The organism is Gordonia sp. B8661-1, assembly GCF_059427765.1.
In genome coordinates this window covers 147937-173248 of the sequence record NZ_JCAHRL010000002.1, presented here as the reverse complement: position 1 = coordinate 173248, position 25312 = coordinate 147937, and the positions used below count along the sequence as shown (strand labels likewise).

Genomic DNA, 25312 nt, shown 5'->3' with positions numbered 1-25312 from the left:
CGCGTGTGATCACTACGCCATCGAGCGGGTGCGGCGGCGGCGAAGTTCAGCGATGGCGGTCTTCAGACCGCGGGTGCGGGGCAGGCCGACAAACCGGCGTTCGGACGCCGTCTCGGGGGCGTCGTCGGCGGTGGCCCGGAGGAAACGGTCGGGCAGCGCGAGCTTGTTGATGGTGCGCAGCGTCTGAAGATATTGCACGACAATCGATCCCGACGTGTACGGAATGTCGTACTTGTCGCACAGTTCGCGCACCCGCACGGCGATCTCGGCATACCGGTTGCTCGGCAGGTCAGGATAGAGGTGATGCTCGATCTGGTAGCAGAGGTTGCCGGACATGAAGGCCATCACCGGCCCGGCGTCGAAGTTCGCCGTCCCCAGCATCTGCCGCAGATACCACTGGCCGGGCGTCTCGTCCTCGAGCGACTCGACCGTGAATTTCTCCGCGCCGTCGGGGAAGTGGCCGCAGAAGATCACCACGTAGGCCCACAGGTTGCGGACGAGGTTGGCGGTCAGATTCGCGGTCAGTGTATGCCGGAAATTCGGACCGGTGAGCGCCGGGAACAGCACGTAGTCCTTGGCGACCTGTTTGCCGACCTTCCGCAGGAACAGCTTGATCTGCGGAATGGCCTCTTCCTTGGACTTGGTCCCCTGGATGACCTCTTTGAGTGCCAGGTCGTGCAGACCGATCCCCCACTCGAAGGTCGCCGCCAGCATCATGTTGAACAGGGGCTGGAACGCCCGGCGCGGCTCCCACGGTTCGTCGCGGGTGACGCGCAGGATCTTGTAACCCACGTCGTGATCCATGCCGACGACATTCGTGTACTTGTGATGGATGAAGTTGTGCGAGTGCTTCCAGTGCGGCGACGCGCACACCATGTCCCACTCGTAGGTCGTCGAATGCACCTCGGGATCGTTCATCCAATCCCACTGACCGTGCATCACATTGTGGCCGAGCTCCATGTTCTCGATGATCTTCGAGAGCGCGAGCGCCCCGGTACCCAGCAGCCACAGCGAACGCCGATGGCTGCCCAGCAGCGCGACGCGGCCCGCCACCTCCAGCGCCCGCTGCGCGAGGATCGCCCGATGCAGATAGCGGACATCACGCGCACCCCGATCGTTCTCGATCTCGCGGCGCAGCGCATCGAGTTCCGCCCCGAGCGCCTCCACGTCGGACTCGCTCAGGTGCGCGTACTCATTGATATCCGTGATGGCCATTGGTGTTCATTATGCCCTTGCTTCGGACGGCCGGACCAGTGGCCGAGGTCCCACGTCGGCGGAACCGCTACGCGGCGCGCCGGATGACCGATTCGGCGGGACGGCTCGCTCGCCGATCCTTGCGTCGCAGTCCCGCGATGGCGGTCCGCAGCCCGCGCCGACGACCGGTACCCGGGTCGACGGTCGACGTCAGGCGCACACCCGCGGGCAGATCGGCCTTGAAGCGGCGCTCCGATGCCGTCTCCGGGGCATCATCGGCGGTGGCCCGCAAGTACTTGTCCGGCAACGACAATTTGGCGATGGTCCGCCATGACTTGGCGTACTGCAGCGGGAACGATCCCGTGGTGTACGGAATGTCGTACTTGTCGCACAGCGCCCGCACCCGGACCGCGATCTCGGCGTACCGGTTGCTCGGCAGATCCGGGAAGATGTGGTGCTCGATCTGGTACGACAGGTTGCCCGACATGAACGCGAGCACCGGACCGGAACGGAAGTTCGCACTGCCCAGCATCTGACGCAGATACCACTCGGGCTGCGACTCGCTGTCCACGTCCTGCTTGGTGAACTTCTCGGCACCATCGGGGAAATGCCCGCAGAAGATGACGGCGTTGGTCCACAGATTGCGGATCACGTTCGCCATCACGTTGGCAGTGGCCGCCTTGCGGAATGCCTTGCCGTAACCGACTTTCCGGCCCGTGGCCGCACTCACGACGGCCGGGTGCACGACGTAATCCTTGGCCACCTGCTTGCCGATCTTCGCACCCACGTCGGCGAGATCGCGGCGGAACTGCTCCTTGGCCTCGGGGGTCCGGCGCTTCTTGCCCAACTCCAGATGCTGTGCGGCAACGCCGTATTCGAAGAGCAGTGCCAGCAGTGTGTTGTAGGCGAGGTTGCCCAGATAGAACGGGCGCCACCGCTGATCGCGGGTCACCCGGAGCAGGCCGTAGCCCACGTCGTCGTCCATACCCAGGACGTTGGTGTACTTGTGGTGGATGTAGTTGTGGGTGTGCTTCCAGTGCGCCGACGGATCGGTGTTGTCCCACTCCCAGGTCGTCGAATGCACCTCGGGATCGTTCATCCAATCCCATTGGCCGTGCATCACGTTGTGACCGAGTTCCATGTTCTCGATGATCTTCGCGACACCGAGGGTGGCCGCACCGGCCCACCAGAACGAACGCTTCGACGATCCGGCGATCAGCGCGCGGCCGGCCAGTTCCAGACCGCGATGCAGCCGGATGGTGTTGCGGATGTAGCGCGCGTCGCGCTCACCTCGGTCGGCCTCGATGTCCGCGCGGATCGCGTCGAGCTCCGCGCCCAGTGCCGCGATGTCGGCAGCAGAGAGGTGCGCGTATTCGGGGATGTCGGTGATGGCCATGTCGCTCCCATCCGGATCGGCTACCTACTGTTCCGTAACTTACGCAAGCGTAGGTTACGGACCCGTCGGTTGTCCAGAGGTGCCGGTCACACGTCGAGTGTGCAGTCGCCGGCGGCCGCGCTGATACACGTCTGGATGCGCTCACCCTCCACGTGTTCGACACCCGTGCGCAGGTCCCGGACACAGCCACGATCCAGCATCACCACACAGCTCTGGCAGATGCCCATCCGGCACCCGAACGGCATGATGACGCCGGCCTGTTCCCCCGCCTCCAGCAACGTCGTCGCGCCGTCGGCCTCGGCGGTGCGTCCCGTCCGGCCGAAGGTCACGGTGCCGCCCTGCGCACCGACGGCCCCGCGTTCGAGCGCGAACCGCTCGATGTGCAAGTGATCGTCGCGGCCCGCATCGTCGAACATCCCGTGCAGCGCATCGAGGAATCCACTCGGCCCGCACGCCCAGGTCTGTCGTTCCGCCCAGTCCGGCACCAGGTCCGCAATCGCGTCCGGGGTGAGCTTCCCGTCGACACGGGTGTGCTGGACATGGAGGTCGATGAGCCCGTCGTCGGCCATCGACGCGAGTTCGTCGGCGAAGAGCAGATCGGCCTCGGTCGGGGTGGAATGGACCAGCCGGATATCGGTGCGCTGGCCGCGATGCCGGATCATCCGCAGCATCGCCATGATCGGCGTGATGCCGCTGCCCGCGGTGGCGAACAGGATCTTCGCCGGCAGCGGATCCGGCAGGACGAATTCGCCCTGCGGCGCGGCCAACCGGACCACCGTGCCCGGTCGCAGACCGTTGACCAGATGAGCGGACAGGAATCCCTCGGGCATCGCCTTCACCGTGATCGCGATGGTCCGGTCGGATGCCGTGGTGTCGGGGGTCGAGGTCAGCGAATACGACCGCCACGTCCAGCGTCCCTCCATCAGGACGCCGATGCCGACGTACTGGCCGGGCTGATAGTCGAGGGAGAATCCCCAGCCCGGCCGGATGCGGATCGTCGCGGTGTCCTCGGTCTCCTGGGACACCGAGACGACCTTGCCGCGCAGTTCGCGCGCCGACCAGAGCGGATTCGCCAGGTGCAGGTAATCGTCCGGGAGCAGCGGCGTGGTGATCCGGGCGAAGGCCGCCCTCGCCCAGCGCGCCCCCTTGCTGCGGGCGGCAACATCGGCGACCGGCTCCTCGAACCGTTCCAGCCATCCCACGACCGCGTACCACCTGTTCTCATCGGCCGGAGCCATCGCTCCGGCGGACTAACCTACGCTTCCGTAGGTTACGCGACGGCCGGGCTCCCGCAAAGGCGGGCGAGCCCCGGAGATCGAGTCAGAGGAGATCGAGTCAGAGGAGATCGAGTCAGAGGAGATCGAGCAGGAACGGCAATTCCTGTGTCGCGTACCAGGCGAGGTCGTGATCCTCGACGTCGCCGAGTGCGAGTTCGGCATCCTCGTCGCCCATATCGGCGGCATCGATGACGATAGCCGCGGCACGCACCTGCGGTTCGGCATCGGCTCCGTCGACGAGGATCGACGCGATCGCCGAGCGCGGCACCGGCCCGGAGATCTTGACCACCGCGTCATCGAGTTCCGGGCGCAGCGTGACGTCGTCGACATCGGCCGCGACGACGGCGCGGCGCGGCGGCAGTGTCGGTGTGTCCCCGGGTTTGTCGGTCCCGGCGTCGGCGGCCAGTTCCGCGTCGGCCGCGGCGTCTCCGGGTTCCGGGGCCTCCCCCGCCAGCAGTCGCAGCGATGCACGGGCCGCGTCCCGGATGGCGATCTCGGACAGTTCCTCGTCGTCACCGGCATTGAAGGCCTCGCGCAATGCGGGTGTCAGCGCGAATCCGGTACCGCCGATGGCGCGGAACTCCCCCGTCTCGTCGAGTTCCATGAGCATCGCCAGCGTGGCAGGTAGATAGACCCGCACCATCACTCCTTCACCGATCGGCCGCGCCGGCGGCCGCCGACGGCACTACGTCCGCCAACCTTAGTCGCGGATACGCTCAGGGCGCGGAACGGAGTTCCTCATACGATTCCGTCACGTAGTCGGCCATCGCGGGCAGGTCGTTCAGCACACCCCGATCCGCGATGAACGCGAACTGCAGGGTGTTGTGATAGTCGATGACGCTGATCGCCAGCGCTCGCTGGTTCAGCAGCGTCGGGATCGAGTAGATCTGATCCACCGCGCACCCGCCGACGTATCGGGAGGCCACCGGGGCGGTACTGGTCGAGACGGGCACGTTGTAGTTCCGACGGCTGATCGTCTGGAAGGCACGCGAACTGAACTCCGGGAACGGCACGATCCCGAGTTCGGGCAGCAGCGGACGGGCCGACGGCGACAGCCGCCGCGACGAATGCGAATACCGGTTGGCGAGCCCGGCCACCTGCGCGATACGGACCGCCGGATTGTCCTCCCCCACAGGCAGATCTGTCACGAACCGCGGTTTCGCCACATTGATCCAGCGCCCATCGGCGTCGACACGGCGATTGACCGACGGGTCGCGCGCGCACAGCGGCAACACCGCCCGCACGGTATCGCCGGCGCGCATCGAGTCATGGATGGACAGCATCCACCGGCGCAGCACGCCGGTGATGATGGCCAGTTCGACATCGTTCACGGTGCAGTCGTAGCGGTCGGCGATCTTGGCGCACCCGCGCCGCGGCACCGAGGCCACCGTGAAGATCCGGGTCGACGTGGTGGCGTTGTTCAGGGGACTCGACGGAGCCGAGTCGGTGAGCTGCTGCACGAGGCTGCCGACCCGCCGGGCCACACTCTCCGCGGTGGACCGGACATCGGAGATCACCGAGTTGCCGCGGATGACCGAGTCCACCAGATCCCCGGGACGGGACATCGCTTCGGCGAGCGCGCCGAGTGCGAGCTGGGACGACCGGGGTGGCGAGCCCGGCATCCACAGATCTTCGGCGAGCGGCTCCACCTCGGGGGTCTCGTCGCAGATCACCTCGCTGATCTCGAAGCACGACTCGTCGTCGACGAGGCTGCGATGGCTCTTGGTGAGGATCGCCAGCTTGCCGTCCGGGAGTCCTTCGATCAGGTACATCTCCCAGAGCGGTCGTGTGCGGTCCAGTGGACGCGACATCACGCGCGAGATCAGATCCTGCAGCTGGCGGATGTCTCCCGGTTTGGGCAGCCCGGAGCGGCGGATGTGGAAGTTGATGTCGAAATCGGGGTCGTCGACCCACACCGGGCGCGCCAGACCGAGGGTCACCTCGCGCACCACCTGCCGGTAGCGCGGGACGAGCTGCAGCCGGTTCTCGACGAGAGCGACCAGCCGCGGGTAGTCGATGACCCGGGGCGGTGTGGACTCGTCGGTGTCGGCGGATGATCCGCGCGCCGCGGCGGGCCGGCGTTTGGGTGCGGGTTGCGGATCGAGGATGAGCAATGCGCCGAGATGGGTGGTGGCGCCCGACTCGTCCAGGAAATAGAACATCGCGTCACGCGCGGACAGTCGGTTCACCACGTCGTCGATCCTAGTGCCCCGGGCCGGCCGGTCCGCGGTGATCGGCCGCTCCGGGCGCCGCACACCCGACGACCGGGGCCACCCTGACGGCGGGCGAGCCCGGACTCACCGGTCAGGCGATACTGAAAGCGACGAGCTGCCAACGATATTCGACGGATTGTGAGCCCCGGGAGGTGTACGTGCCGCGGGGGGCGGTCCGGATTCGCCGCGGACGACGCTCGATCCGGCCCGCGAACGCCCGGACCCGGTTACCACGCCGATAGCTTCCGAAGATCTCCGCGGAGTCGAGGCCGCCCATCTGCACGTGCACCCGGCGCAGGGTGGCCGTGTCACCCGGTCCCGAGGGGGTGCCCCGCGCCCCGTGTGACGGGATCAGCGCGGTGATCTGATCGGTCAGATGCGCGGCCACCACCGGATCGAGGTGACGGATGCCCCGCCGACGGTCCAGCACCTCGAGGACCTGAGTCAGTGTCGCTACCGCGAAGCGTCGTGCAGCCATGGCGTTCTCGGTCTCGGCCGGGTTCGCGGGAGGCGGCGCCGACATCGACGGTATCCGGGTGTGGGTGATCGCATGGACCGCGTCCCGCCGCCTGCGGACCTCCGGCTCGGGTGCGGGGCAACCGTGCCGGCACCGACCACGCGCCGTGCAGGCCGGTATCTCGTACGACGGGGCCGGGCGAATCAGAATCCGATGCGTGTCCATGCTTACTCGGACGCAGCATCACGACCCTGGGTTCCCGACAGACCGCCTTCCGGGTGGACTGCACACGAACGGTCAGTGCCCGATCGGATAAAGGGTATCCGATCGGGCACTGGTCACCGTGTCAGCGACGCCGCTTCTTCGATTTCGGCGGCTTCTTCGCCGGGCCGCTCTTGCCCGCGTCGCGCGCGGCGGCCCGCCGCTCCCGGCGGGTCGCCGAGGTCACCGGCTCGCCGTGCTCCTCGTCCTCCGAGTGCACGGTCGCGTCACCGTCCTCGCCCGGCCCCGAATAGGTCATCGGTACGTCGGGCCGATCCTCCACACCGACGGCCCGCAGGGCGGCCGGTACCTGCTGCGGATCCGCGCTTGCCGCACGCGGATCCGGCCCGGTGGCCACGGCGATCGGGGTCGGTGCGACGACCGGCTGCGCGGGTTCGGTCTGCACCTGCACGTTGTAGAGGAAGCCGAGGGTCTCCTCCTTCAGGCCTTCGAGCATGCCCTTGAACATGTCGTAGCCCTCGCGCTGGTACTCCACCACCGGATCACGCTGCGCCATCGACCGCAGGTGGATGCCCTCACGCAGGTAGTCCATCTCGTACAGATGGTCCTGCCACTTCCGGTCCAGCACGGTCAGCAGGATGGTGCGCTCGAGTTGACGCATCGCGTCGTCGCCCGCGATCTCCCGGATCTCCTCCTCGCGCTTGGTGTAGGCCTCATGGGCATCGGCGACGAGGATCTCCCTGAGCTCCTCGGCGGTGATGTCGTCGCGCTCGCCGAACTGGTTCTCGCCGACGACCTGCTTCGGATTGAGCTTGATGGGATACAGGCTGCGCAACGCGGTCCACAGCTGGTCGAGATCCCAGTCCTCCGCATAGCCCTCGGCCGTCGCGCCGTCCACGTAGGCGCCGACGACGTCGTCGACCATGTTCTGAACCTGTTCGCTGTGATCGTTGCCCTCGAGGATCTCGCGGCGCTCGCCGTAGATCACCTTGCGCTGCTCGTTCATCACCTCGTCGTACTTCAGAACGTTCTTGCGCATTTCGAAGTTCTGCTGCTCGACCTGGGTCTGGGCGCTGCGAATGGCCTTGGTGACCATCTTCGCCTCGATCGGCACGTCGTCGGGCAGGTTGACCCGGTTCATGATCGATTCGAGAGCTGCGCCGTTGAAGCGCCGCATGAGTTCGTCGCCGAGGGACAGGTAGAAACGGGACTCGCCCGGGTCGCCCTGACGGCCGGAACGTCCACGCAGCTGATTGTCGATGCGGCGGGACTCGTGACGTTCGGTGCCCAGCACGTAGAGGCCACCGGCCTCCTTGACCGCCTCGGCCTCCCGTTCGGCCTCGGCACGCGCGGTCTCGATGGCCTCGGGCCATGCCGCCTCGTACTCCTCGGGCGTGTGCACCGGATCGAGACCGGCCTTGCGCAACCGGATGTCGGCGATGATGTCGGCGTTGCCGCCGAGCACGATGTCGGTACCGCGACCGGCCATGTTGGTGGCGACCGTGACCGCACCGAGCCGGCCCGCCTCGGCGATAATCTGCGCTTCCTGCTCGTGGTACTTCGCGTTCAGCACGCTGTGCGGGATGTCCCGCTTCTTGAGCTGCCTGGAGAGATACTCCGAACGCTCGACACTGGTGGTACCGATCAGCACCGGCTGCCCCAGCTCGTGACGCTCGGTGATGTCGTCGACGACCGCGTCGAACTTCGCCTCTTCGGTCTTGTAGATCAGGTCGGTCTGATCCTTGCGGACCATCGGCTTGTTCGTCGGGATCGGCAGCACGCCCAGCTTGTAGATCTGGTCGAACTCGGCGGCCTCGGTCTCGGCCGTACCGGTCATGCCGGCCAGCTTGTCGTACATGCGGAAGTAGTTCTGCAGCGTGACGTTGGCGAGCGTCTGGTTCTCCGCCTTGATCTCGACCTTCTCCTTGGCCTCGATCGCCTGGTGCAGGCCCTCGTTGAAGCGACGCCCGTCGAGCACGCGGCCGGTGAACTCGTCGACGATCAGGACCTCGCCGTTGCGGACGATGTAGTCCTTGTCGCGCTCGAACAGCTCCTCCACCTTGATGGCGTTGTTCAGGTAGCTGACCAGCGGCGAGTTGGCGGCCTCGTACAGATTGTCGATGCCGAGCTGATCCTCGACGAACTCGACGCCCGCCTCGTGCACGCCGATCGTCTTCTTCTTGATGTCGACCTCGTAGTGCACGTCCTTCTTGAGCAGCGGCGCGATGCGCGCGAACTCGACGTACCACTTGCTCGATCCCTCGGCGGGACCCGAGATGATCAGGGGGGTGCGGGCCTCGTCGATGAGGATCGAGTCGACCTCGTCGACGATCGCGTAATTGTGGCCGCGCTGCACGAGATCCTCGATGGAGTGCGCCATGTTGTCGCGCAGGTAGTCGAAGCCGAACTCGTTGTTGGTTCCGTACGTGATGTCGGCGGCGTAGGCCTCGCGACGCTGGTCGGAGTTCATGCCGGTGAGGATCACCGCGGTCGTGAGGCCGAGGAACCGGTGCACGCGGCCCATCCACTCGGAGTCACGTTTGGCCAGGTAGTCGTTGACGGTGACGACATGGACGCCGTCACCGGACAGTGCGTTGAGATACGCGGGGAGCACACACGTGAGGGTTTTGCCCTCACCGGTCTTCATCTCGGCGATGTTGCCGAAGTGGAGGGCCGCGCCACCCATGATCTGCACGTGGAAGGGCTTCTGCTCGAGAACGCGCCATGCCGCCTCACGTGCCACCGCGAAGGCCTCGGGCAGCAGTTCGTCGAGGGTTTCGCCCTCCTCGATACGTTCCTTGAACTCGTCGGTCTTGGCCCGGAGTTCGGCGTCGGTCAGCGCCTCGACCTCGTCGGACAGGGCCTCGACGTGCGACGCGATCGCATCGAGACGCTTGACCATGCGGCCTTCACCGACGCGCAGCAACTTGTTCAGCACCGTGGATCGAGTCCCCTACTCATATCGACAAACCATGGGATCCGGCCTGCACTGTGTGCAAACCGGATCCCATGGTAGCGGCGCCAGCTGCGAAGAACCTGATCGGTAGGTCAGGCCAGCCGGATCAACCCGTAGTCGAAGGCGTGCCGGCGATAGACGACGGACGGCTTGTCGGTCTCCTTGTCGTGGAACAAGAAGAAGTCGTGCCCCACGAGTTCCATCTCGTAGAGTGCGTCATCGACCGTCATCGGGACCGCCTGATGCTCCTTGACGCGGACGACCTGGCCTGGCTCGTGCTCGGTGACGCCGTCGTCCCAGCGGGAGGTCTCGATCTCATCCGGAGCATCGCCGTTCGCGCTGAGCTGGTTGGACTTCAGCGGCGGCGCGCCGATCTCGGTCGCCTCGGCAACCGACTGCGGGGTACGCGATCCGTAGGACACCCGCCTGCGGTCCTTGACCCTGCGCAATCGGGATTCGAGTTTGTCGAGCACCGATTCGAGAGCCGCGTAGAAGTTGTCACCCGCGGCCTGGGCGCGCACCGTGGGGCCCTTGCCCGTCGCGGTGATCTCGACGACCTGGCAGATCTTGGACTGCCGGCGATTGCGTTCATGGTGCAGTTCCACGTCGAAGCGGAAAAGTGAGGGATCGAACCGCTCGAGCCGGGCGATCTTGTCGCCGACGTAGATGCGGTAGTGATCAGGTATCTCGACGTTGCGGCCGACGAACTCGATCGACGCGTCGGGTTGCGCCGGGTCGGTCACGTCGTCGGCGCCTGCCGGACGCACGAAAGCGAAGTCGGGATCGAACTCGGCGGCTTCGGCCTTGGAAACCGGCGTCTTCGCGGCCGGCGGCGTGGCATCGGCGAGCTTGGATTCGCGATTGCCTTTGCGGTGGATGACAGTGGACATTCAACTACCTCCTTTGATGGTCCCCGACGCCTCGGCAAGTCCGCGTGGTGGGACTTCCTACGGCCGCGCACTCGCGTTCGATCACACCAAAATTGCTGCGGCAGAGAATGTTTCGCAACACAGGAGGGACGCGCGAATGGCGTGCGATATCGGGAATCGTTGCCATGCCGGCCGACGGCCGACACTCAAGCGCAGGGGCCTCACCTCCGTGGAAAGTCGGCGGCTACCTGATGTGCCTTCGACCGTAGCCCGAAGTTCGCCCGGTGGCCACGTTTACGGGCAATGTGCGGGCGTGTCCCGCGATTCGGGTCGTGGGTCCCTCCGGACACGGGCCGGCAGCCCTCGCCGGGGTGGGTCATCGGCCCCTGTCGGTGGATCATCCACAGGGCGCCGGTGCATCCACAGATCGCCGTCGCCGACCGGCCCGGAAGCCTCCACGATGCGACGCTGTCCGGATGAGCGTCCATCGAGATCGGCCGCGCATCACCGGACCGGTCGCCCGTGTCGCCGACATCCTGAGATCCGGCGCCGACCTGGCTCTTCCGACGATCTGCGGTGGCTGTGGGAGTCCGGGCCGGAATTGGTGCGCCGATTGCGCCGCCGCGCTGGCCGACGTACCCGTGGCATTGACCCCGCGGGTGACGGTCGGCGCACCGGCGTGGGCGCTGGGCCCCTACCGCGACGTCCACCGGACGGCGCTGCTGTCCCTCAAGGAACACGGACGCCGCGACCTGGCCGCACCGTTGGGTCAGGCACTGGCCGGGGGACTCACGACGCTGGCGCGATGGGGCGAGTTCCCGGCGGGGCCGGGCGCCGACGATCGCACGCTGACGCTGGTCCCCGCCCCCACGCGCAGATCGTCGGCGCGACGGCGCGGAGGGGATCCCGTCACCGCGATGGCCCGGGCCGCGGCGCACGAGCTGGGCGATGGACGAGTGCGGGTGCGGCGCATGCTGGTGACATCGTCACGGGCACGGGACTCGGCGGGCCTCGACGCACGCGGGCGGGCCCGGAATCTCGCCGGGTCGGTCCGCCTCGTCACCCGGGTGCGACCCGGTGGCACCGTGGTGGTGGTCGACGACATCCTCACCACCGGCGCCACCGCCGCCGAATCCACCAGAGTGCTTGCCGCCCATGATGTTCCCGTGCATCTCGTGCTGGTCGTCGCGGGCGCGTGAAGCGATTCGGGTCAGGGCAGGACCGGAATCGCGTCCGGGGTGGCCGCAGGCTCGACCTCGGTCCAGTACTGGTCGGGCTGCCCGTCGGTGCTGCCGAGCCGCAGCACACCGCGGGCATCGCCTGCGTAGACCGTCGAGCGGTTGGCGACGACGGCCCGCACCGGAGGCGAGAGGTTGCCGCTGAGCAGCCCCACCGCCGGGGATCCGTTGACGGAGAGTTGCACCACCGGCGACTCGACGGCGTCGCGTGCCAGCATCACGGTCGTCGGGGTCGCCCAGGCCACCGACACCGCCCGATTGCCCACGTTGTAGGCGGCGATCCGGGGATTGGTGAGTGCCAGGCCGCCCCCGGGATTGGGGGTCACCACCGCGAAGATCACCTGGCCGCCGACGATCAGCACGGCCCGCACGCCGTCGGGACTGATCTGCAACTCGCTGATCGGGCCGCGGACGACCGAACCGATCGCGGAGACGTCCACGGCCGTGGTCTGTTCGGTCTCGGTGTTGGCGGTGACGTCACGCTGCCAGCGGATCGGCCGTCCGTCGACCACCACCCACACCGAGTTGGCGTCCGGCCCGAAGGACGGCCGGGTGATGGTCTCGCCGGAGACGACCGTGCGCACGTCACCTCCGTACGCTCCGATCGCGAGGTCCTGCTTCGGTCCCCGCCCGTTGTGCGTGAGGACGGCGGCGACACGACTGCCATCCGGCGAGATCATCGCCGACCGCATGAGACGACTGGTGCCCAGCGGGCCGGCGACCGGCTCCCGACCCGAGTCGGTCACCTTGTACATCGCGCCGCCGCTGATCAGGTTCAGCCCCACGTCGGTCGCGGGTTCGGCCGACGGATCGAATGCCCGGACGTCGGCGGTCTGCCAGCCCGAGGCATGTTCGGCGACCAGCGGTGCCCCATCGGCGTCGATGACGTACGGTCCACCCACGTCCGATTCGTCCAGTGTCCAGATGACTTGCGCGGCAAGCACTTCACGTTCCTGGGGAGACAGACCCGTCAGGCCGGTGAATTCCATCCGCACACCGCCGCCGAGACGCGACGAGACCGGCCCGCGGAGCGCGGCGCCGTCCGGGAAGGCGCTGCCCACCGAGTCACCGAGGTCTGTCGCCGGTCCGCTGACCAGCCGGTTGATGAGGGCCGTCGAATCGGCGGCCATGGTCGCGAAGAGCCACCGCGGGTCCGCGACGAGCCGGGTACGGCTCCGATCCGGGTAATAGAGGGTCGCGGGCCGGTACGTGGAGTCGAACTGACGACGATCGATCATCGTGCCCTGGGGCAGCGCGCCGTCGATTCGCCACTGCCCGTTGCTCCGGGTCAGAGACATGGTCGTCTCCACGCGGCCGGTCGCCGGCAGCAGCTGCCGGTCGGGTTTGAGGGTGCCCACGTTGTCGCCGACCAGCCGCAGCCGTACCGAATCGGCGGTGCGTTCGTCGATGAACACGTTGATCTCATCGACCACGATCTTGTCGCCGCGGTCGTCCCAGCGCTCGGCGGACTCGGCGGTGAGGAATTTCCGTGCCGCCTGATGATCCGACCGGGGATCGGCGGTCGCCTTGAGGAACGCACGGACCAGCGACTCCGGATCCATGTCCGGCTGCGGGGTGGGTACCGCGTTGGTCGGCGCCTGACGTGCGAATGCGGAGATCGGTTGCGGCGAGGACGAGTTGGGAATCGCACCGCAACCGGCCAGGACCATTCCGAGTACTGCTCCGAGCACCCCGGCGACCAGGCCGCGGCGCGGCGCACGGACCGTGCGGGCACCGAGGTCACTCCCCATCGCGACCACCCCCTCGCTCGGACTGGCCCCGCTCCGGCGACGTGGACCGCATGCCCCCGAGCGGCTTCAGCGGCAGCGGACTGCCCAGCACCTTGTGCCCACGGACGAGCGGCAGCGTCAGGCGGAAGCTGGCTCCCTTGCCGGGTTCACCCCACGCTTCCAGCCGCCCCTGGTGCAGGCGGGCGTCCTCGATGCTGATGGCCAGGCCGAGGCCGGTGCCGCCCGAGCGCCGGAAGCGGGACGGATCGGACCGCCAGAACCGGTTGAAGACCAGCTTCTCCTCACCGGGACGCAGACCGATTCCGTTGTCGCGCACCGTGATCGCCACAGCGTCGCCGTCGGACCGCATGGTCAGCGTGACCGGTTTGCGTTCACCGTGGTCGATGGCGTTGGCCAGCAGGTTGCGGAGGATGCGTTCCACGCGGCGCGGATCGATCTCGGCGATCACCGGCTCGGCGGGCAGATCGAGGACGAGCTCGGTGCCGGTCTCCTCCGCCAGATGGTTGACCGTCGCCAGTGCCCCGTCGATGGGGATCGCCATGTCCATGCGTTCGGCCGCCAGTTCGGCCATGCCCGCGTCGTGGCGGGAGATCTCGAGGAGTTCATTCAGCAGGGTCTCGAAGCGGTCGAGTTCCTTGTCGAGAAGTTCGACGGACCGTTTGCGCACCGGATCGAGATCCTCGCGGCCGTCGTAGAGGACGTCGCTGGCCATCCGCACGGTGGTCAGCGGTGTGCGCAACTCATGACTGACGTCCGAGGTGAACTGCCGCTGCAGCCCGCCGAATTCCTCCAGGTGGGTGATCTGCTTCGACAGGCTCTCGGCCATGTCGTTGAACGACATGGCCAGCCGGGCCATGTCGTCCTCACCACGCACCGGCATCCGCTCCTTGAGCCTGCCGTCGGCGAAACGCACGGCGATACGCGACGCGGACCGAACCGGGAGCACCACCTGCCGGGACACGAGCCACGCGATGGCGGCCAGCAGACCGAGCAGGACGACACCGCCGGTCAGCAACGTTCCGCGCACGAGGTCGACGGTGTTCTGCTCACTGGTCAGGGGGAAGACGAGATACAGCTCGAGGCCGGACATCGACGCGTTCGTCGGTGTGCCCATGATCAGCGCGGGCTCGCGGCCTCCGGACCGATTCGGGACCGACGTGTACTGATAGGCCACCTGTCCGCCCTTCACCATGTCGCGAAGGTTGGCCGGGATCTCTTCGATGGGGCCGACGCCGCTGTCCTCACCGTTGTCGGAGGTACCCGGCACCATGAGCACGGTGTCGAAGGTGCCGACCGTGCCGGCACTGTTGCCGGAGTCGACGTCACGGTCGGTGAGCAGTGATCGCGTCTGCCGCAACCGGTTCTGGACCGACATGTTGCCGTCGCTGGTGGACAGGTCGCGTTCCACCGCGACGCGGGCGCGATCGACTTCCTCGGTGGCCGCAGTGAGTTTGACGGCGAGGAGACGGTCGGTGATCTGGCTGGTCAGCACGAATCCGAGTATCAGGATGACGACGAAGGACAGCACCGCCGTCGACACCACCACACGAAGCTGCAGCGAACGACGCCAGAAGCGGCCGAAGACCCGCCCGACCCGGCTCGCGGCCCGGGTGAGGCGCCCTACGGTGCTGTTGACGCGACGGGGACGACCGATCACGGCGGGCCGGCCTTGTAGCCGACCCCCCTCACCGTCAGAACCACTTCCGGATTCTCCGGATCGGTCTCGACCTTCGCGCGCAGACGCTGGACATGCACGTTGACGAGTCTAGTGTCCGCCGGATGGCGGTAGCCCCACACCTGTTCCAGCAACACGTCGCGGGTGAAGACCTGACGCGGCTTGCGGGCCAGCGCGACCAGCAGATCGAACTCCAACGGGGTGAGCGAGATCGGTACGCCGTCGCGGGTGACCTTGTGCGCGGGCACGTCGATCTCGACCGGTCCGATGGCCAGCAGCTCCGCCGGTTCCTCGTCCGTCCGGCGCAGTCGCGCCCGCACACGGGCCACGAGTTCCTTCGGCTTGAACGGCTTCACCATGTAGTCGTCGGCACCCGACTCCAAACCGAGGACGACGTCCACGGTGTCGGACTTCGCGGTGAGCATCACGATGGGCACCCCGGAGTCGGCGCGCAGGACCCGGCACACGTCGATGCCGTTCATCCCGGGCAGCATGAGGTCGAGAAGCACCAGATCGGGGCGGATCTCGCGGACCGCACCCAACGCCTGCGTACCGTCACCGACGACGAACGGTTCGAAACCCTCCCCGCGGAGCACGATCGTCAGCATCTCGGCGAGGGCGGCGTCGTCATCGACTACGAGGATGCGCGGCTTCATGACCACCATGGTGACACTTTCGTGACCAGGGTGGAGGATGGCGCGCCGACGACCGGCGCTCTCGGGTCCACGGTGGGCCGATACCATCGCGACCGTGGGCCGATTGATCGCCGTCGAGGGTCTCGACGGAGCCGGGAAGAACACTCTGGTGACCGCTCTGGTGGCGCGATGGCGCGCCGACGGTCTGCGGGTGGCGACGATGACGTTTCCGCGCTACGGCGAATCGGTGCACGCCGATCTCGCCGCCGAGGCCCTGCACGGCGCTCACGGCGACCTCGCGGAGAGCGCACATGCGATGGCGCTGCTCTTCGCTCTCGACCGCGCCGACGCCGCACCGGCCATCCGGACCGCGGTCGCCGACCACGACATCGTGCTCCTCGACCGGTATGTCGCATCCAACGCGGCGTACGGCGCGGGGCGACTCGGGCAGGACGCCGACGGCGAGATGGTCCGGTGGGTGGCCGACCTTGAATTCGGCCGGTTCGGGCTCCCGGTCCCCGATCGCCATCTGTTGCTCGGGGTATCCGTCGACGTGGCCCTGGGCCGCGCGGCGTCCCGTGCCGCCACCAACGCGCAGCGGCAACCGGATCGTTATGAACGTGATCACAATCTGCAACATCGTGTAGATGACGTGTATCGTCAACTGGCCCAAGCGAATTGGATGTCGCCATGGCTGGCCGACGACGGCTCGGACCCGATTGCGCTGTCCGCGGCCCTGCGCGCCGGATAACCTGCACTCCCATCGGGCTCGACTGGGTTAACCTGCGGGAACACGCCTCTGCGAAGGGATGTGACCCATGACGGTTCCGCCGAGCCCGCAACGTCCGCGCCGGCAGCGATCACTGATCGCGGGCCTCGTCCTGGGCGTCCTGCTCATCGCGACCGTCGGTGTGTTGCCCGCGAGTGCGGAACGGTCCACCGATCTCGTCGGGCACACGTCGCGGGTGCCCGCCGGAGCAGTCGCCGGCCTCGACGTCCGGAAGCCTCGTGAGCGGGTCACGCCGACTGACGTCATGGCGATCCATGATGCGATGCAGACCTTCGTCGACGCGGTCAACTCCCGCGACGTCCTGCGCCTGCGGGCAGCGGTCTGCACGTCGCTGCGCCCGCAGGTGACATCGCCGTTCGATCTGCCGGGCAGCCTCGTTCTCGAGGACATGCAGGACATCACGATCGTCGGCGAATCCGCCGAATCCCGTGTGCTCACCCGTCTTCAGGCGGGCACCGCACGGTCCGACAGCAAGCCGAACCACGAGAACTTCGTCCGCGAGCACGGCACCTGGTACATGTGCCCGGGCGTCCGGCCGGACGCCGTGGCCTGAGGGGGCCCACGGCGTCCGCCGCTGCGATCAGTAGCGGTAGTGCTCCGGCTTGTACGGCCCGTCGACGTCGACGTTGATGTACTCGGCCTGATCCTTGCTGAGCTTGGTCAGGGTGCCGCCGAGGGCCTCGACGTGGATGCGCGCGACCTTCTCGTCGAGATGCTTGGGCAGCCGGTAGACCTCGTTGTGGTACTCGTCGTTCTTCGTCCACAGCTCGATCTGTGCGATGACCTGGTTGGAGAAGCTGTTGCTCATCACGAACGACGGATGACCCGTCGCGTTGCCCAGGTTCAGCAGACGACCCTCGGACAGGACGATGATGGCCTTGCCGTCGGCGAAGATCCACTGATCGACCTGCGGCTTGATGGTGATCCGCGTGGCGCCCGAGCCCTCCAGCCCGGCCATGTCGATCTCGTTGTCGAAGTGACCGATGTTGCCCAGGATCGCCTGATGCTTCATCTGCTTCATGTGATCGAGGGTGATGATGTCCTTGTTGCCGGTCGACGTGATGACGATGTCCGCGTCACCGATCGCCTGCTCGACGGTCACCACGTCGAAGCCGTCCATCAGCGCCTGCAGCGCGTTGATCGGGTCGATTTCGGTGACCTGCACGCGAGCGCCCTGGCCGGCCAGCGACTCCGCACAACCCTTGCCGACGTCGCCGTAACCGCAGATCAGCACCTTCTTGCCGCCGATGAGGACGTCGGTGCCCCGGTTGATGCCGTCGATCAGCGAGTGCCGGGTGCCGTACTTGTTGTCGAACTTCGACTTGGTGACCGAATCGTTGACGTTGATCGCGGGGAACGCGAGCTCACCCGCGGCGGCGAACTGATACAGGCGGAGCACGCCGGTGGTGGTCTCCTCGGTGACGCCCCGGACCGACTCGGCGATGGTCGTCCACTTGGTCTTGTCCTTTTCGAAGCTCTCGCGCAGCAACTCGAGGAAGACCTTGTACTCGGCGGAATGATCGTCGTCGGCGGGCGGAACCACGCCGGCCTTCTCGAATTCGGCACCGCGCAGCACGAGCATGGTCGCGTCACCGCCGTCGTCGAGGATCATGTTCGCGGGCTCGCCCGGCCAGGTGAGCATCTGCTCGGCGGCCCACCAGTACTCCTCGAGGGTCTCGCCCTTCCAGGCGAAGACCGGGACGCCGGACGGCTCGTCGACCGTGCCGTGCGGTCCGACCACGACGGCAGCGGCCGCGTGATCCTGGGTGGAGAAGATGTTGCACGACGCCCAGCGCACCTCGGCGCCCAGAGCAACCAGAGTCTCGATCAGTACGGCCGTCTGCACCGTCATGTGCAGCGAACCCGAGATGCGAGCACCCTTGAGCGGCAACACATCCGCGTACTCGCGGCGCAACTCCATCAGGCCCGGCATCTCGTGTTCGGCGAGTCCGATCTCCTTGCGGCCGAAGTCGGCGAGCGACAGATCCGCAACCTTGAAGTCGATTCCGTTACGGTTGTCGACCTGAAGTGCGGAGTCCTGTGCTGTCGTCATCTGTTCCCCTTGTCATCCGGATAGAAGTCATGCGCTTGACGAGCGTGACGTCACGCCACCTCGAGGCGGCGTGACAGGCGTTCGATTCAGGCTATCGAACACCCCACGACCACCGCGCACCAGACCGGGCGGCGAAGGTCGGCTCGCCGCCCGGTTCGGGATGACCTACTCCCGCACGGTCGGAGTCTCGAGCCCTTCCACCTCGCCGCGGGCCCGCTTGCCGACGATCGAATGTCGTTGGCTGTACACGAAGTAGATGATGACGCCGAGCGCCATCCAGATGATGAACCGAATCCAGGTCAGCGCGGTCAGATTGAGCATCAGCCACAGACACGCGAGGATCGCGAGGACGGGAATGATCGGTCCGCCCGGCACGGTGAAGCCGCGCTTGAGGTCCGGCCGTGTGCGCCGGAGCACGATCACGCCTCCGGCCACCACGGCGAACGCGAAGAGCGTGCCGACGTTGACCATTTCCTCCAGCTTGTCGATCGGGAAGAAGCCCGCGACCAGGGCGACCACCACACCGATGAGGATGGTCAGTCGCGCGGGTGTGCCGAACCTCGGATGCGTGGTGGACAGCCCGCGCGGCAGAAGACCGTCACGGCACATCGCGAACAGGACGCGCGACTGTCCGAGCATCAGCACCATCACCACGGTGGTGAGGCCGGCGAGCGCACCGATCGCGATGAGTTTCTCGGCCCACGTCACCCCGTTCATGGCGAAGACGTCGGCAAGGTTTTTCGATCCGCTGTCATCGGTCGCCAACTGCTTGTAGTTGACCATGCCGGTCACCACGATCGTGACGAGCACATAGAGCACGGTGACGATGGCCAGCGAGCCGAGGATGCCGCGCGGCACGTCGCGCCGGGGGTAGGTGGTCTCCTCGGCGGTCGTCGCGACGACGTCGAAGCCGATGAAGGCGAAGAACACGATCGATGCCGCCGCCAGGACGCCGTACCACCCGTAGGAACTGTCACCACCGCCGGTGATGAGTGAGAACAGGGAGGAATCCACCGAACGTTCCGTACCCGCACCTCGTTCGGCGGGCGGCACGAAGTTGTTGTAGTTGTCGCCCTTGATGTAGAAGAAACCGACCACGATGACCATCAGCACCACGGACACCTTGATCGCGGTGATGACGGCGGAGAACTGGGACGAGAGTTTGGTGCCCAGCACCAGCAGGATGGTCACCGCGGTGACGATGGCGATGGCTCCCCAGTCGACGGTGTGCCCACCGATGTCGAAGGTTCCGCCGTCGAATCCGAAGACGCTACCGAGGTAGCTGGACCAGCCTTTGGAGACGACGGCCGCGCCGACCGCGAATTCCAGGATCAGATCCCAGCCGAGAATCCAGGCGAGGAATTCGCCGAATGTCGCGTAGCCGAACGTGTATGCGGAGCCGGCGACCGGGACGGTCGACGCGAACTCGGCGTAACAGAGCGCGGCAAGGGCGCAGGCGATCGCGGCCATCACGAACGACACCGTGATCGCGGGCCCGGCCTTGTCGCCCGCGGTGGAGACGGTGATCGTGAAGATGCCCGCACCGATGACCACCGAGACACCGAAGACGATGAGGTTCCAGACGCTCAGATCTTTGCGGAGTCTTCGGGTGGGGTCGTCGGTGTCGGCCATCGATTGCTCGATGGATTTTGTCCGGGTGAGCGGATTGGCCATGTGGTGGACCTCCCGAATAGGGCGCCGGCATCAGGATCGCTGCCCGGCTCGCATGACGAACATCAGGTAAAGCGGTTCCTTACGCTAGCCGAACGAGCCACCGTAAGACGGCAATTCGCCCCAAGATTCGCCCGCGAGTTCCCGGCAATCCGCGGCGACGACGGAAAGGACCCACCACCGGACAGAATCCGGGGTGGGTCCTTGTGGTCGTACTCGCCCGAGTATTGCTCAGGCGAAGGTGGCGCCGATCGCCTTGTCGGCCTGATGCATCGCGGTGGACGCACCCTCGACACCGCGGCTGAGTCCGTTGAGCTGCATGCGCAGTTCCTCGAACAGCCGGTCCCAGTTGGCCTGTGCGGTCTGGTACTGCTGGGCGCCGGTCTCCGACATCCAGTTGACACCGAGGCGACTCACCTCGCTCTTGAGGAGGTTCGACAGGTTCTCCAGCGCCTTGAATTGACCGTTCAGGTCGCCGGCGAGGGTATTGAGTGCGGCGAAGTTGTACTTGATCAGATCATCCATTGCGGACTCCTTGGTGAGGGTGGTGAGTGGATCAGGTGAGGGTGAGGCCGCCGCCGGTGCTCTTGGCAACCGTGTTGGCGATGTCGGCGTCGTGGCCGTGGTATCCCTTGAAACCGGTCGTCAGCTTGGCTTCGATCTCGTTGAGCGCCGCCTGGAGCTTGGAGGCGGTTCCGCTCCAGTCCCCCTGCGTGGTACCGAAGGAGCGCGACGCCTGACCGCTCCAGGTCGCGATGCCGTCGGCCGACGACGCCTCGATCTTGGACAGAATGCCCTTCATGTCCGCGACGATCTGACTGATCGACTGAGTGGACTTCTGGGCGGCCCCGCCGTCCAGGTGCAGCCCGTTGTTTCCGGTCATGCAATTTCCTCCTGTGTTGCGGCATCGCCCGTCGATGCTCTGTTGATGAGTTCGGGGTTATCGGAGTCGGGCTCCCCCATCCGGTTCACGGCATCCACCTGCCCTCGGGCAGGGTCTCGACAAGCAGGCCGACGGCCTGCGTGATGCGATGACCCGTACCCGGCGAGAGGGTGGTCCACACCCGCCCGTCCGGAGACTTGCTGGGACTGGCCACGATTCGACCGCGATCGGTGTCGAATACGGCCAGCGCTCCAGAAGATTGTGTGTTGATCCCGCCGGACCACGAGACCGCGACAACCTCGGATCTACACAGGCAATTGTCGAGTGCGGCAGCCACATTCACCGCATCGCGGACGGATGCACCCAGTGCGCGCAGCGCATCGGCGGTGTCGGTGGCCCCGCGGCATCGGCCGAGACGCTCGGCGAACTCGGCTGCCGGAGTGGACAGTCCGGTGAACGCTATGGGTACCGGCACCGCGGGTACCGATATCCGGGCGGGCTCGAGTTCGCGGGCGACGATCGTGCCCACCCGCTCCTCGGTGGCGACGTCGATTATCGAGACATCGATCCGGCTGCCCTCGCGGACCGCGAGTACGTTGTCGTTGCCGTTGCGCGCCAAGCAGGCACGGCGCACCGAACCGTCGGCCGCGAAGGTGCGGATCTCGATCTGCCGTTCCGGGGCCGAGAGCACCCGCAGCGCGGTCGCCAACCAGGCAGCCGGCTCGCCGTCGGCGATCAACTGGTGTTCGGCGATGATCTGGTCGGCATGGGCGACACGCGCCACGGCGATCGCCGGATCCGGCTCGTCGAACCACATGTCGAGGACGACCGGCCACGTCTGCAATCCCGTTCGTTCCCCCACACGGGCCAGCACATGCGCATCGAGAACGATGCAGGGTTCCGCGATGGTCGACCACATGTCAGTTCCCCCTCGGCGAGCCGAGAGTCAGGAACGCCGAATCATGGTCCCCCACAGTGCGATCCGAAACGGGTTGCACCGCCGATCTCTCGGCGACGGCGAGTTCGGCCCACGTGGCAGGCGCGGCTGACGACTCCCCGGCCACGCTCGTCCCGGCGTTCTCGGTGACGGAGTCCTCGGCCTCCGGCCCACGCGCGACGACGCGTTCCGAATTGGCCATGCCCACCTGCGGCGCGAACGGAGCCATCGGGGCGTGCGGGGACGAGGCGGGTGCGACCGGCGACGCGGCGGCGGGCGCCGTGCCCGTGGCGGCGGCCACCACGGTCGGCGCGTAGCGGGACTTCTCCGGCGTCACCGATACTCCGAACGGCATGCCCGCGAACGGCGAGGGACCCGCGGCCGGTGTTCCCGCGGTAGGGGCCGTCGTCGCGGCGGCACGCGCCGCGGCCTCACGTGCGGCTCGCTCGGCCGCGAGCGAGGCACCGGAGACGAGATTCGGTGCGGGCAGCGAGCTTTCCCACGGCCGCGCTGCCGGTTCGGTGGCCGACTCGTAGGTCTGCATGACCCGTGACGCACGCATCCGTTGATCGTGTACCGCACGTTCGGCACGCGCGGCGGCGCCGACCATGGCGGGGGCGAGCGCGCTGAGCGATGTCGCCGCATGCATCGCCGATTGCGCGATATCCACCTCGGCGAGGTTCGGCATCGCGAGCCGGGCGACGGATACCGCCGCGGCCTGGGTCTCGGCGCGGACCGCGTTGTCGGCCGCCGCCGCGGCCGTCTGCGCGAACCACGGCGCCAGTTCGGTGAGCTTCTCGAAGGCCGAACCGGTGTATGCCGAGCGCCAGTGCGTTCCGAGTGCGGTCATGATCGATGCGTATTCGGTCCCCGCGGAGGCGAACTCGGCGGCCACCGCCGCCCACTCGCGTCCGGCCTCGATCAGCGGGGCCGGTCCGGCACCGTCACCGAGTTCATGAGCGAGCCGCTCGGTTGTCCGGGTATCCCAGACAACACCGGTGAATCCGGTCATCTCACTCTCCTCTCGGTGGTCGGTACGGAATCAGGATCGGATGGTCGTCGGCGCACATCCGTTGCGCCGCGGCGGTGTTCAGAGGCGGAACGCCTCGGCCGCGGTTTCCTCGCCCCGGGTGAATCCACCGGCCTGCGACCGCAGTACGGCGGCGATCTTCCGGAGTTCCTCCACCCCGCGAGCGGAATCGCCCGCGAACTCGTCGGCCACCGCGTTGAACGTCGCCGCGGAGGTGGTGGACACCTCGTCCCGGCCGGCCGCGGGCACGGTGAGAGCGTGCGACGAGGACGCGAGTGACTTCTCGAGCCGGTCTGCCAGGGCATCGAGGCGGCCGGCGGCAACCACGAGCTGACCGGGATCGACCTGCAACTGGGTGTCGGACATGGTGCTCATTCCTCTCGGGAAATCTGGCGGTTTCGTGTGGTCGTGTCGGGTGACGCTCAGGTGGCCGGTCCGAGCCGCAGTTCGATATCCGGCCCGGGCGCCGGACCGGCCTCCTCGTCGTGTCCGAGCACCGCCGGGGCGACCTCGGGGACATCACCGACCACCCGGTGCCCGTTGTCCTCGGTGACCAGGTAGTCCGGCACCTCTCGCTCTTCTTCAGACGCACCGGCACCCCGCGCGGTTCCCGCTGCGGCAGGAGCCATCGACGCCGGAATCCCGGTCGTCGACGTCGTCGTCGTGGTGCGGGTGCCCTGCTGGCCGTTGACCCCCATCGGTTCGGTGACCATCGGCGCCGAGGCCACACGCGGGGCGGACAACGATGTCCCGCCGCCGGCGCCCACACCTCCCACGCCGCCACCGAAGCCCGCGGGCATCGTGGTGCCGCCCGGTCCTCCGCCCGGACCGTTCGGTCCGGCGAACGCATTCGCGCCCGGCAATGCGCCGTCGGGCCGGGACGGGTCGATCATGGCCGCCCCGAGCATCCGGCTGACCGGTGCGGCGATCATCCCGGGCAGCTCGGCCGCACCCGACACCACCGGTGTGACGGCCTGCATCACCGTGCTGGCCACCGCGAACGGCGACTGTGCCGCACCGCTGGGGGACGGCGCCTTGGTGACCGGCACCTGTGTGCCGTTGGTGACCATCTTGGTGGTGGGGGCGAGTAACTGCGCTCGCGTGAACGCGACGGCCGCGGTCGCCTCGGACAGTCCTTCGGTCGCGAAACCGATCGCCAGCGGTGGCCCCACGGGAGTCGTCATGAGGGGCACGGTGCCGGCGATCTTCGCCACGGTCGCCGCGATGATGCCCTGCACGGTGGCCAGACCCGCACCCACGATGGCCGCGGCCGCCTGGATGTCGAAGGACATCCCGGTGCCCTGTGTCGCCACCTTTCCGGTGTCGGCCGTCGTGATGGTGGATTTCGCGATCGCGGCCGTCCCCGAGGTACCCGTCCACACCTGGTCCAGCGCCTTGGTGGCGCCGGTGCCCATGGACATCGCGGTCTGCAGGACCTTGCTCAGGCTCGCGAAGATCGCCGACGGGTCGAACGCGCCGGCGGACAGGTCTCCCGTGCCGAATCCGCCCAGGAGATCGGTGAGCGGCTTGATCAGGGCCGTGAGGTCGATCTGCGGCATGGGCGGCAGCCCCGGTAGCGGTGGCAGCGGTGGGATCTGCGGCAGCGGCGGAATGCCGAGACCCTCCAGGATGTCGGCGACCGGGGTGTCCAGGATCGGTCCGAGCGGGGTCGCGTCGACCATCTCCTGCACGGTCATGTGCGTCATCGCCGGGACATCGGGGATGCCCGGGAGCGGACCCGCGGGAATGCCGGTCACAGTACCGATCGGATCGCGCTCGCCGACGTCGCGTCGTCGCCGTCGAACCGCTCCAGACCCGAGAAGGTGGCCACCGCGGTGCCCGCGTGGACGGCCGCCACATTGCCTACGGAGAGAAGGTGATTGGCCTGCGCCACGATGAACGAGGCCAGGAACTCCTGACCGATGAGTCCGAACACCGGAACCATCACCGCGGTATTGGCCGCGGCATTGATGCCACCGGCCGCACCGACCGCGGTCGCCAGCGCACCACTGGTCGCGCCGAAGGCCTGGACGGCTTCGGGCAGTACGGTCACTTCACTCATTGC

Annotated in this window: 23 protein-coding genes; 3 read left to right on the top strand and 20 right to left on the bottom strand. The window is 67.2% G+C overall.

Translation table 11 applies throughout. The features are described 5' to 3' along the window. Positions 1–12 precede the first annotated feature (12 nt). The 8 genes from AC4JJG_RS04700 to hpf all read right to left on the bottom strand — a co-directional run bounded on the left by AC4JJG_RS04700 (position 13) and on the right by hpf (position 10605). Positions 13–1215 (bottom strand): fatty acid desaturase family protein, encoded by a 1203-nt coding sequence (locus tag AC4JJG_RS04700; protein WP_495399762.1) that lies wholly within the window; start codon positions 1213–1215, stop codon positions 13–15. Positions 1216–1282: 67 nt separating this feature from the next. Continuing rightward, positions 1283–2590, bottom strand: coding sequence for a fatty acid desaturase family protein (locus AC4JJG_RS04695; RefSeq protein ID WP_495399761.1), 1308 nt, complete (start codon positions 2588–2590; stop codon positions 1283–1285). An 86-nt stretch (positions 2591–2676) separates the two neighbouring features. After that, complete coding sequence (locus tag AC4JJG_RS04690) at positions 2677–3828, bottom strand: ferredoxin reductase (protein WP_495399759.1); 1152 nt, start codon at positions 3826–3828, stop codon at positions 2677–2679. A 112-nt stretch (positions 3829–3940) separates the two neighbouring features. Beyond that, positions 3941–4507 (bottom strand): DUF6912 family protein, encoded by a 567-nt coding sequence (locus AC4JJG_RS04685; protein ID WP_495400480.1) that lies wholly within the window; start codon positions 4505–4507, stop codon positions 3941–3943. A gap of 76 nt (positions 4508–4583) precedes the next feature. Continuing rightward, positions 4584–6059 (bottom strand): wax ester/triacylglycerol synthase family O-acyltransferase, encoded by a 1476-nt coding sequence (locus AC4JJG_RS04680; protein WP_495399758.1) that lies wholly within the window; start codon positions 6057–6059, stop codon positions 4584–4586. Positions 6060–6171: 112 nt separating this feature from the next. Further along, positions 6172–6603 carry an Rv3235 family protein gene (locus AC4JJG_RS04675; RefSeq protein ID WP_495399757.1) on the bottom strand — a complete coding sequence of 144 codons (432 nt, stop codon included), beginning with the start codon at positions 6601–6603 and terminating at the stop codon, positions 6172–6174. Between the two features lie 280 nt (positions 6604–6883). Continuing rightward, the gene (gene secA, locus AC4JJG_RS04670) at positions 6884–9697 is read right to left on the bottom strand and encodes a preprotein translocase subunit SecA (RefSeq protein WP_495399756.1); all 2814 of its coding nucleotides are present in this window, start codon (positions 9695–9697) and stop codon (positions 6884–6886) included. Between the two features lie 110 nt (positions 9698–9807). Beyond that, positions 9808–10605, bottom strand: a complete 798-nt coding sequence (hpf, locus tag AC4JJG_RS04665; protein ID WP_495399755.1) for a ribosome hibernation-promoting factor, HPF/YfiA family — start codon at positions 10603–10605, stop codon at positions 9808–9810. 455 nt (positions 10606–11060) lie between these two features. On the opposite strand from hpf, the gene AC4JJG_RS04660 reads away from it, so the two are divergent. Beyond that, complete coding sequence (locus tag AC4JJG_RS04660) at positions 11061–11783, top strand: ComF family protein (protein ID WP_495399754.1); 723 nt, start codon at positions 11061–11063, stop codon at positions 11781–11783. A gap of 11 nt (positions 11784–11794) precedes the next feature. Here AC4JJG_RS04660 and lpqB read toward each other — a convergent pair whose 3' ends face one another. From lpqB to mtrA, 3 genes are read right to left on the bottom strand one after another with little or no spacing between them, the layout of a single operon-like run. After that, entirely contained in the window at positions 11795–13573 is a 1779-nt protein-coding gene (lpqB, locus tag AC4JJG_RS04655) for an MtrAB system accessory lipoprotein LpqB (RefSeq protein WP_495399753.1), read from the bottom strand. Then, the gene (gene mtrB, locus AC4JJG_RS04650; protein WP_495399752.1) at positions 13563–15230 is read right to left on the bottom strand and encodes an MtrAB system histidine kinase MtrB; all 1668 of its coding nucleotides are present in this window, start codon (positions 15228–15230) and stop codon (positions 13563–13565) included. Before mtrB ends, lpqB begins: the two co-directional genes overlap by 11 nt. Next, positions 15227–15913 (bottom strand): MtrAB system response regulator MtrA, encoded by a 687-nt coding sequence (gene mtrA, locus AC4JJG_RS04645; RefSeq protein WP_495399751.1) that lies wholly within the window; start codon positions 15911–15913, stop codon positions 15227–15229. The genes mtrB and mtrA overlap by 4 nt, the downstream gene beginning before the upstream one ends. An 85-nt stretch (positions 15914–15998) precedes the next feature. Here mtrA and AC4JJG_RS04640 point away from each other — a divergent pair, with 85 nt between their 5' ends. Continuing rightward, positions 15999–16634 (top strand): dTMP kinase, encoded by a 636-nt coding sequence (locus tag AC4JJG_RS04640; RefSeq protein ID WP_495399750.1) that lies wholly within the window; start codon positions 15999–16001, stop codon positions 16632–16634. Between the two features lie 67 nt (positions 16635–16701). Then, complete coding sequence (locus AC4JJG_RS04635) at positions 16702–17226, top strand: hypothetical protein (RefSeq protein WP_495399749.1); 525 nt, start codon at positions 16702–16704, stop codon at positions 17224–17226. A 27-nt stretch (positions 17227–17253) separates the two neighbouring features. Here the strand turns inward: AC4JJG_RS04635 and ahcY are convergent, their stop codons facing one another. From ahcY to AC4JJG_RS04590, 9 genes are all read right to left on the bottom strand, one after another. After that, positions 17254–18726 carry an adenosylhomocysteinase gene (ahcY, locus tag AC4JJG_RS04630; protein WP_495399748.1) on the bottom strand — a complete coding sequence of 491 codons (1473 nt, stop codon included), beginning with the start codon at positions 18724–18726 and terminating at the stop codon, positions 17254–17256. 165 nt (positions 18727–18891) lie between these two features. Beyond that, positions 18892–20400, bottom strand: coding sequence for an amino acid permease (locus AC4JJG_RS04625; protein WP_495399747.1), 1509 nt, complete (start codon positions 20398–20400; stop codon positions 18892–18894). A 228-nt stretch (positions 20401–20628) separates the two neighbouring features. Next, positions 20629–20922: a WXG100 family type VII secretion target gene (locus AC4JJG_RS04620; protein WP_495399746.1), complete on the bottom strand. Its 294-nt coding sequence runs from the start codon at positions 20920–20922 to the stop codon at positions 20629–20631. A 31-nt stretch (positions 20923–20953) separates the two neighbouring features. Next, entirely contained in the window at positions 20954–21280 is a 327-nt protein-coding gene (locus tag AC4JJG_RS04615) for a WXG100 family type VII secretion target (protein ID WP_495399745.1), read from the bottom strand. Between the two features lie 85 nt (positions 21281–21365). Then, a complete protein-coding gene (locus AC4JJG_RS04610) occupies positions 21366–22199 on the bottom strand; it encodes an ESX secretion-associated protein EspG (RefSeq protein WP_495399744.1) in 834 nt (277 codons plus the stop codon). 1 nt (position 22200) lies between these two features. Then, positions 22201–23229 carry a PPE domain-containing protein gene (locus AC4JJG_RS04605; protein WP_495399743.1) on the bottom strand — a complete coding sequence of 343 codons (1029 nt, stop codon included), beginning with the start codon at positions 23227–23229 and terminating at the stop codon, positions 22201–22203. Positions 23230–23307: 78 nt separating this feature from the next. Then, positions 23308–23613, bottom strand: coding sequence for a PE family protein (locus tag AC4JJG_RS04600; RefSeq protein WP_495399742.1), 306 nt, complete (start codon positions 23611–23613; stop codon positions 23308–23310). Positions 23614–23669: 56 nt separating this feature from the next. Continuing rightward, on the bottom strand, positions 23670–24953 hold the full coding sequence (locus AC4JJG_RS04595) for a hypothetical protein (RefSeq protein ID WP_495400479.1): 1284 nt from the start codon (positions 24951–24953) through the stop codon (positions 23670–23672). A gap of 47 nt (positions 24954–25000) precedes the next feature. Further along, positions 25001–25309 (bottom strand): type VII secretion target, encoded by a 309-nt coding sequence (locus AC4JJG_RS04590; protein ID WP_495399741.1) that lies wholly within the window; start codon positions 25307–25309, stop codon positions 25001–25003. Between the last annotated feature and the right edge of the window lie 3 nt (positions 25310–25312).

Coding starts and splice junctions, on each gene's coding strand:
- AC4JJG_RS04700 (WP_495399762.1), bottom strand. CDS start 1,215: ATGGCCATCACGGATATCAATGAGTACGCGCACCTGAGCGAGTCCGAC.
- AC4JJG_RS04695 (WP_495399761.1), bottom strand. CDS start 2,590: ATGGCCATCACCGACATCCCCGAATACGCGCACCTCTCTGCTGCCGAC.
- AC4JJG_RS04690 (WP_495399759.1), bottom strand. CDS start 3,828: ATGGCTCCGGCCGATGAGAACAGGTGGTACGCGGTCGTGGGATGGCTG.
- AC4JJG_RS04675 (WP_495399757.1), bottom strand. CDS start 6,603: ATGTCGGCGCCGCCTCCCGCGAACCCGGCCGAGACCGAGAACGCCATG.
- hpf (WP_495399755.1), bottom strand. CDS start 10,605: ATGTCCACTGTCATCCACCGCAAAGGCAATCGCGAATCCAAGCTCGCC.
- AC4JJG_RS04660 (WP_495399754.1), top strand. CDS start 11,061: ATGAGCGTCCATCGAGATCGGCCGCGCATCACCGGACCGGTCGCCCGT.
- lpqB (WP_495399753.1), bottom strand. CDS start 13,573: ATGGGGAGTGACCTCGGTGCCCGCACGGTCCGTGCGCCGCGCCGCGGC.
- mtrA (WP_495399751.1), bottom strand. CDS start 15,913: ATGGTGGTCATGAAGCCGCGCATCCTCGTAGTCGATGACGACGCCGCC.
- AC4JJG_RS04635 (WP_495399749.1), top strand. CDS start 16,702: ATGACGGTTCCGCCGAGCCCGCAACGTCCGCGCCGGCAGCGATCACTG.
- ahcY (WP_495399748.1), bottom strand. CDS start 18,726: ATGACGACAGCACAGGACTCCGCACTTCAGGTCGACAACCGTAACGGA.
- AC4JJG_RS04625 (WP_495399747.1), bottom strand. CDS start 20,400: ATGGCCAATCCGCTCACCCGGACAAAATCCATCGAGCAATCGATGGCC.
- AC4JJG_RS04620 (WP_495399746.1), bottom strand. CDS start 20,922: ATGGATGATCTGATCAAGTACAACTTCGCCGCACTCAATACCCTCGCC.
- AC4JJG_RS04615 (WP_495399745.1), bottom strand. CDS start 21,280: ATGACCGGAAACAACGGGCTGCACCTGGACGGCGGGGCCGCCCAGAAG.
- AC4JJG_RS04610 (WP_495399744.1), bottom strand. CDS start 22,199: ATGTGGTCGACCATCGCGGAACCCTGCATCGTTCTCGATGCGCATGTG.
- AC4JJG_RS04605 (WP_495399743.1), bottom strand. CDS start 23,229: ATGACCGGATTCACCGGTGTTGTCTGGGATACCCGGACAACCGAGCGG.
- AC4JJG_RS04600 (WP_495399742.1), bottom strand. CDS start 23,613: ATGTCCGACACCCAGTTGCAGGTCGATCCCGGTCAGCTCGTGGTTGCC.
- AC4JJG_RS04595 (WP_495400479.1), bottom strand. CDS start 24,953: ATGACGCACATGACCGTGCAGGAGATGGTCGACGCGACCCCGCTCGGA.
- AC4JJG_RS04590 (WP_495399741.1), bottom strand. CDS start 25,309: ATGAGTGAAGTGACCGTACTGCCCGAAGCCGTCCAGGCCTTCGGCGCG.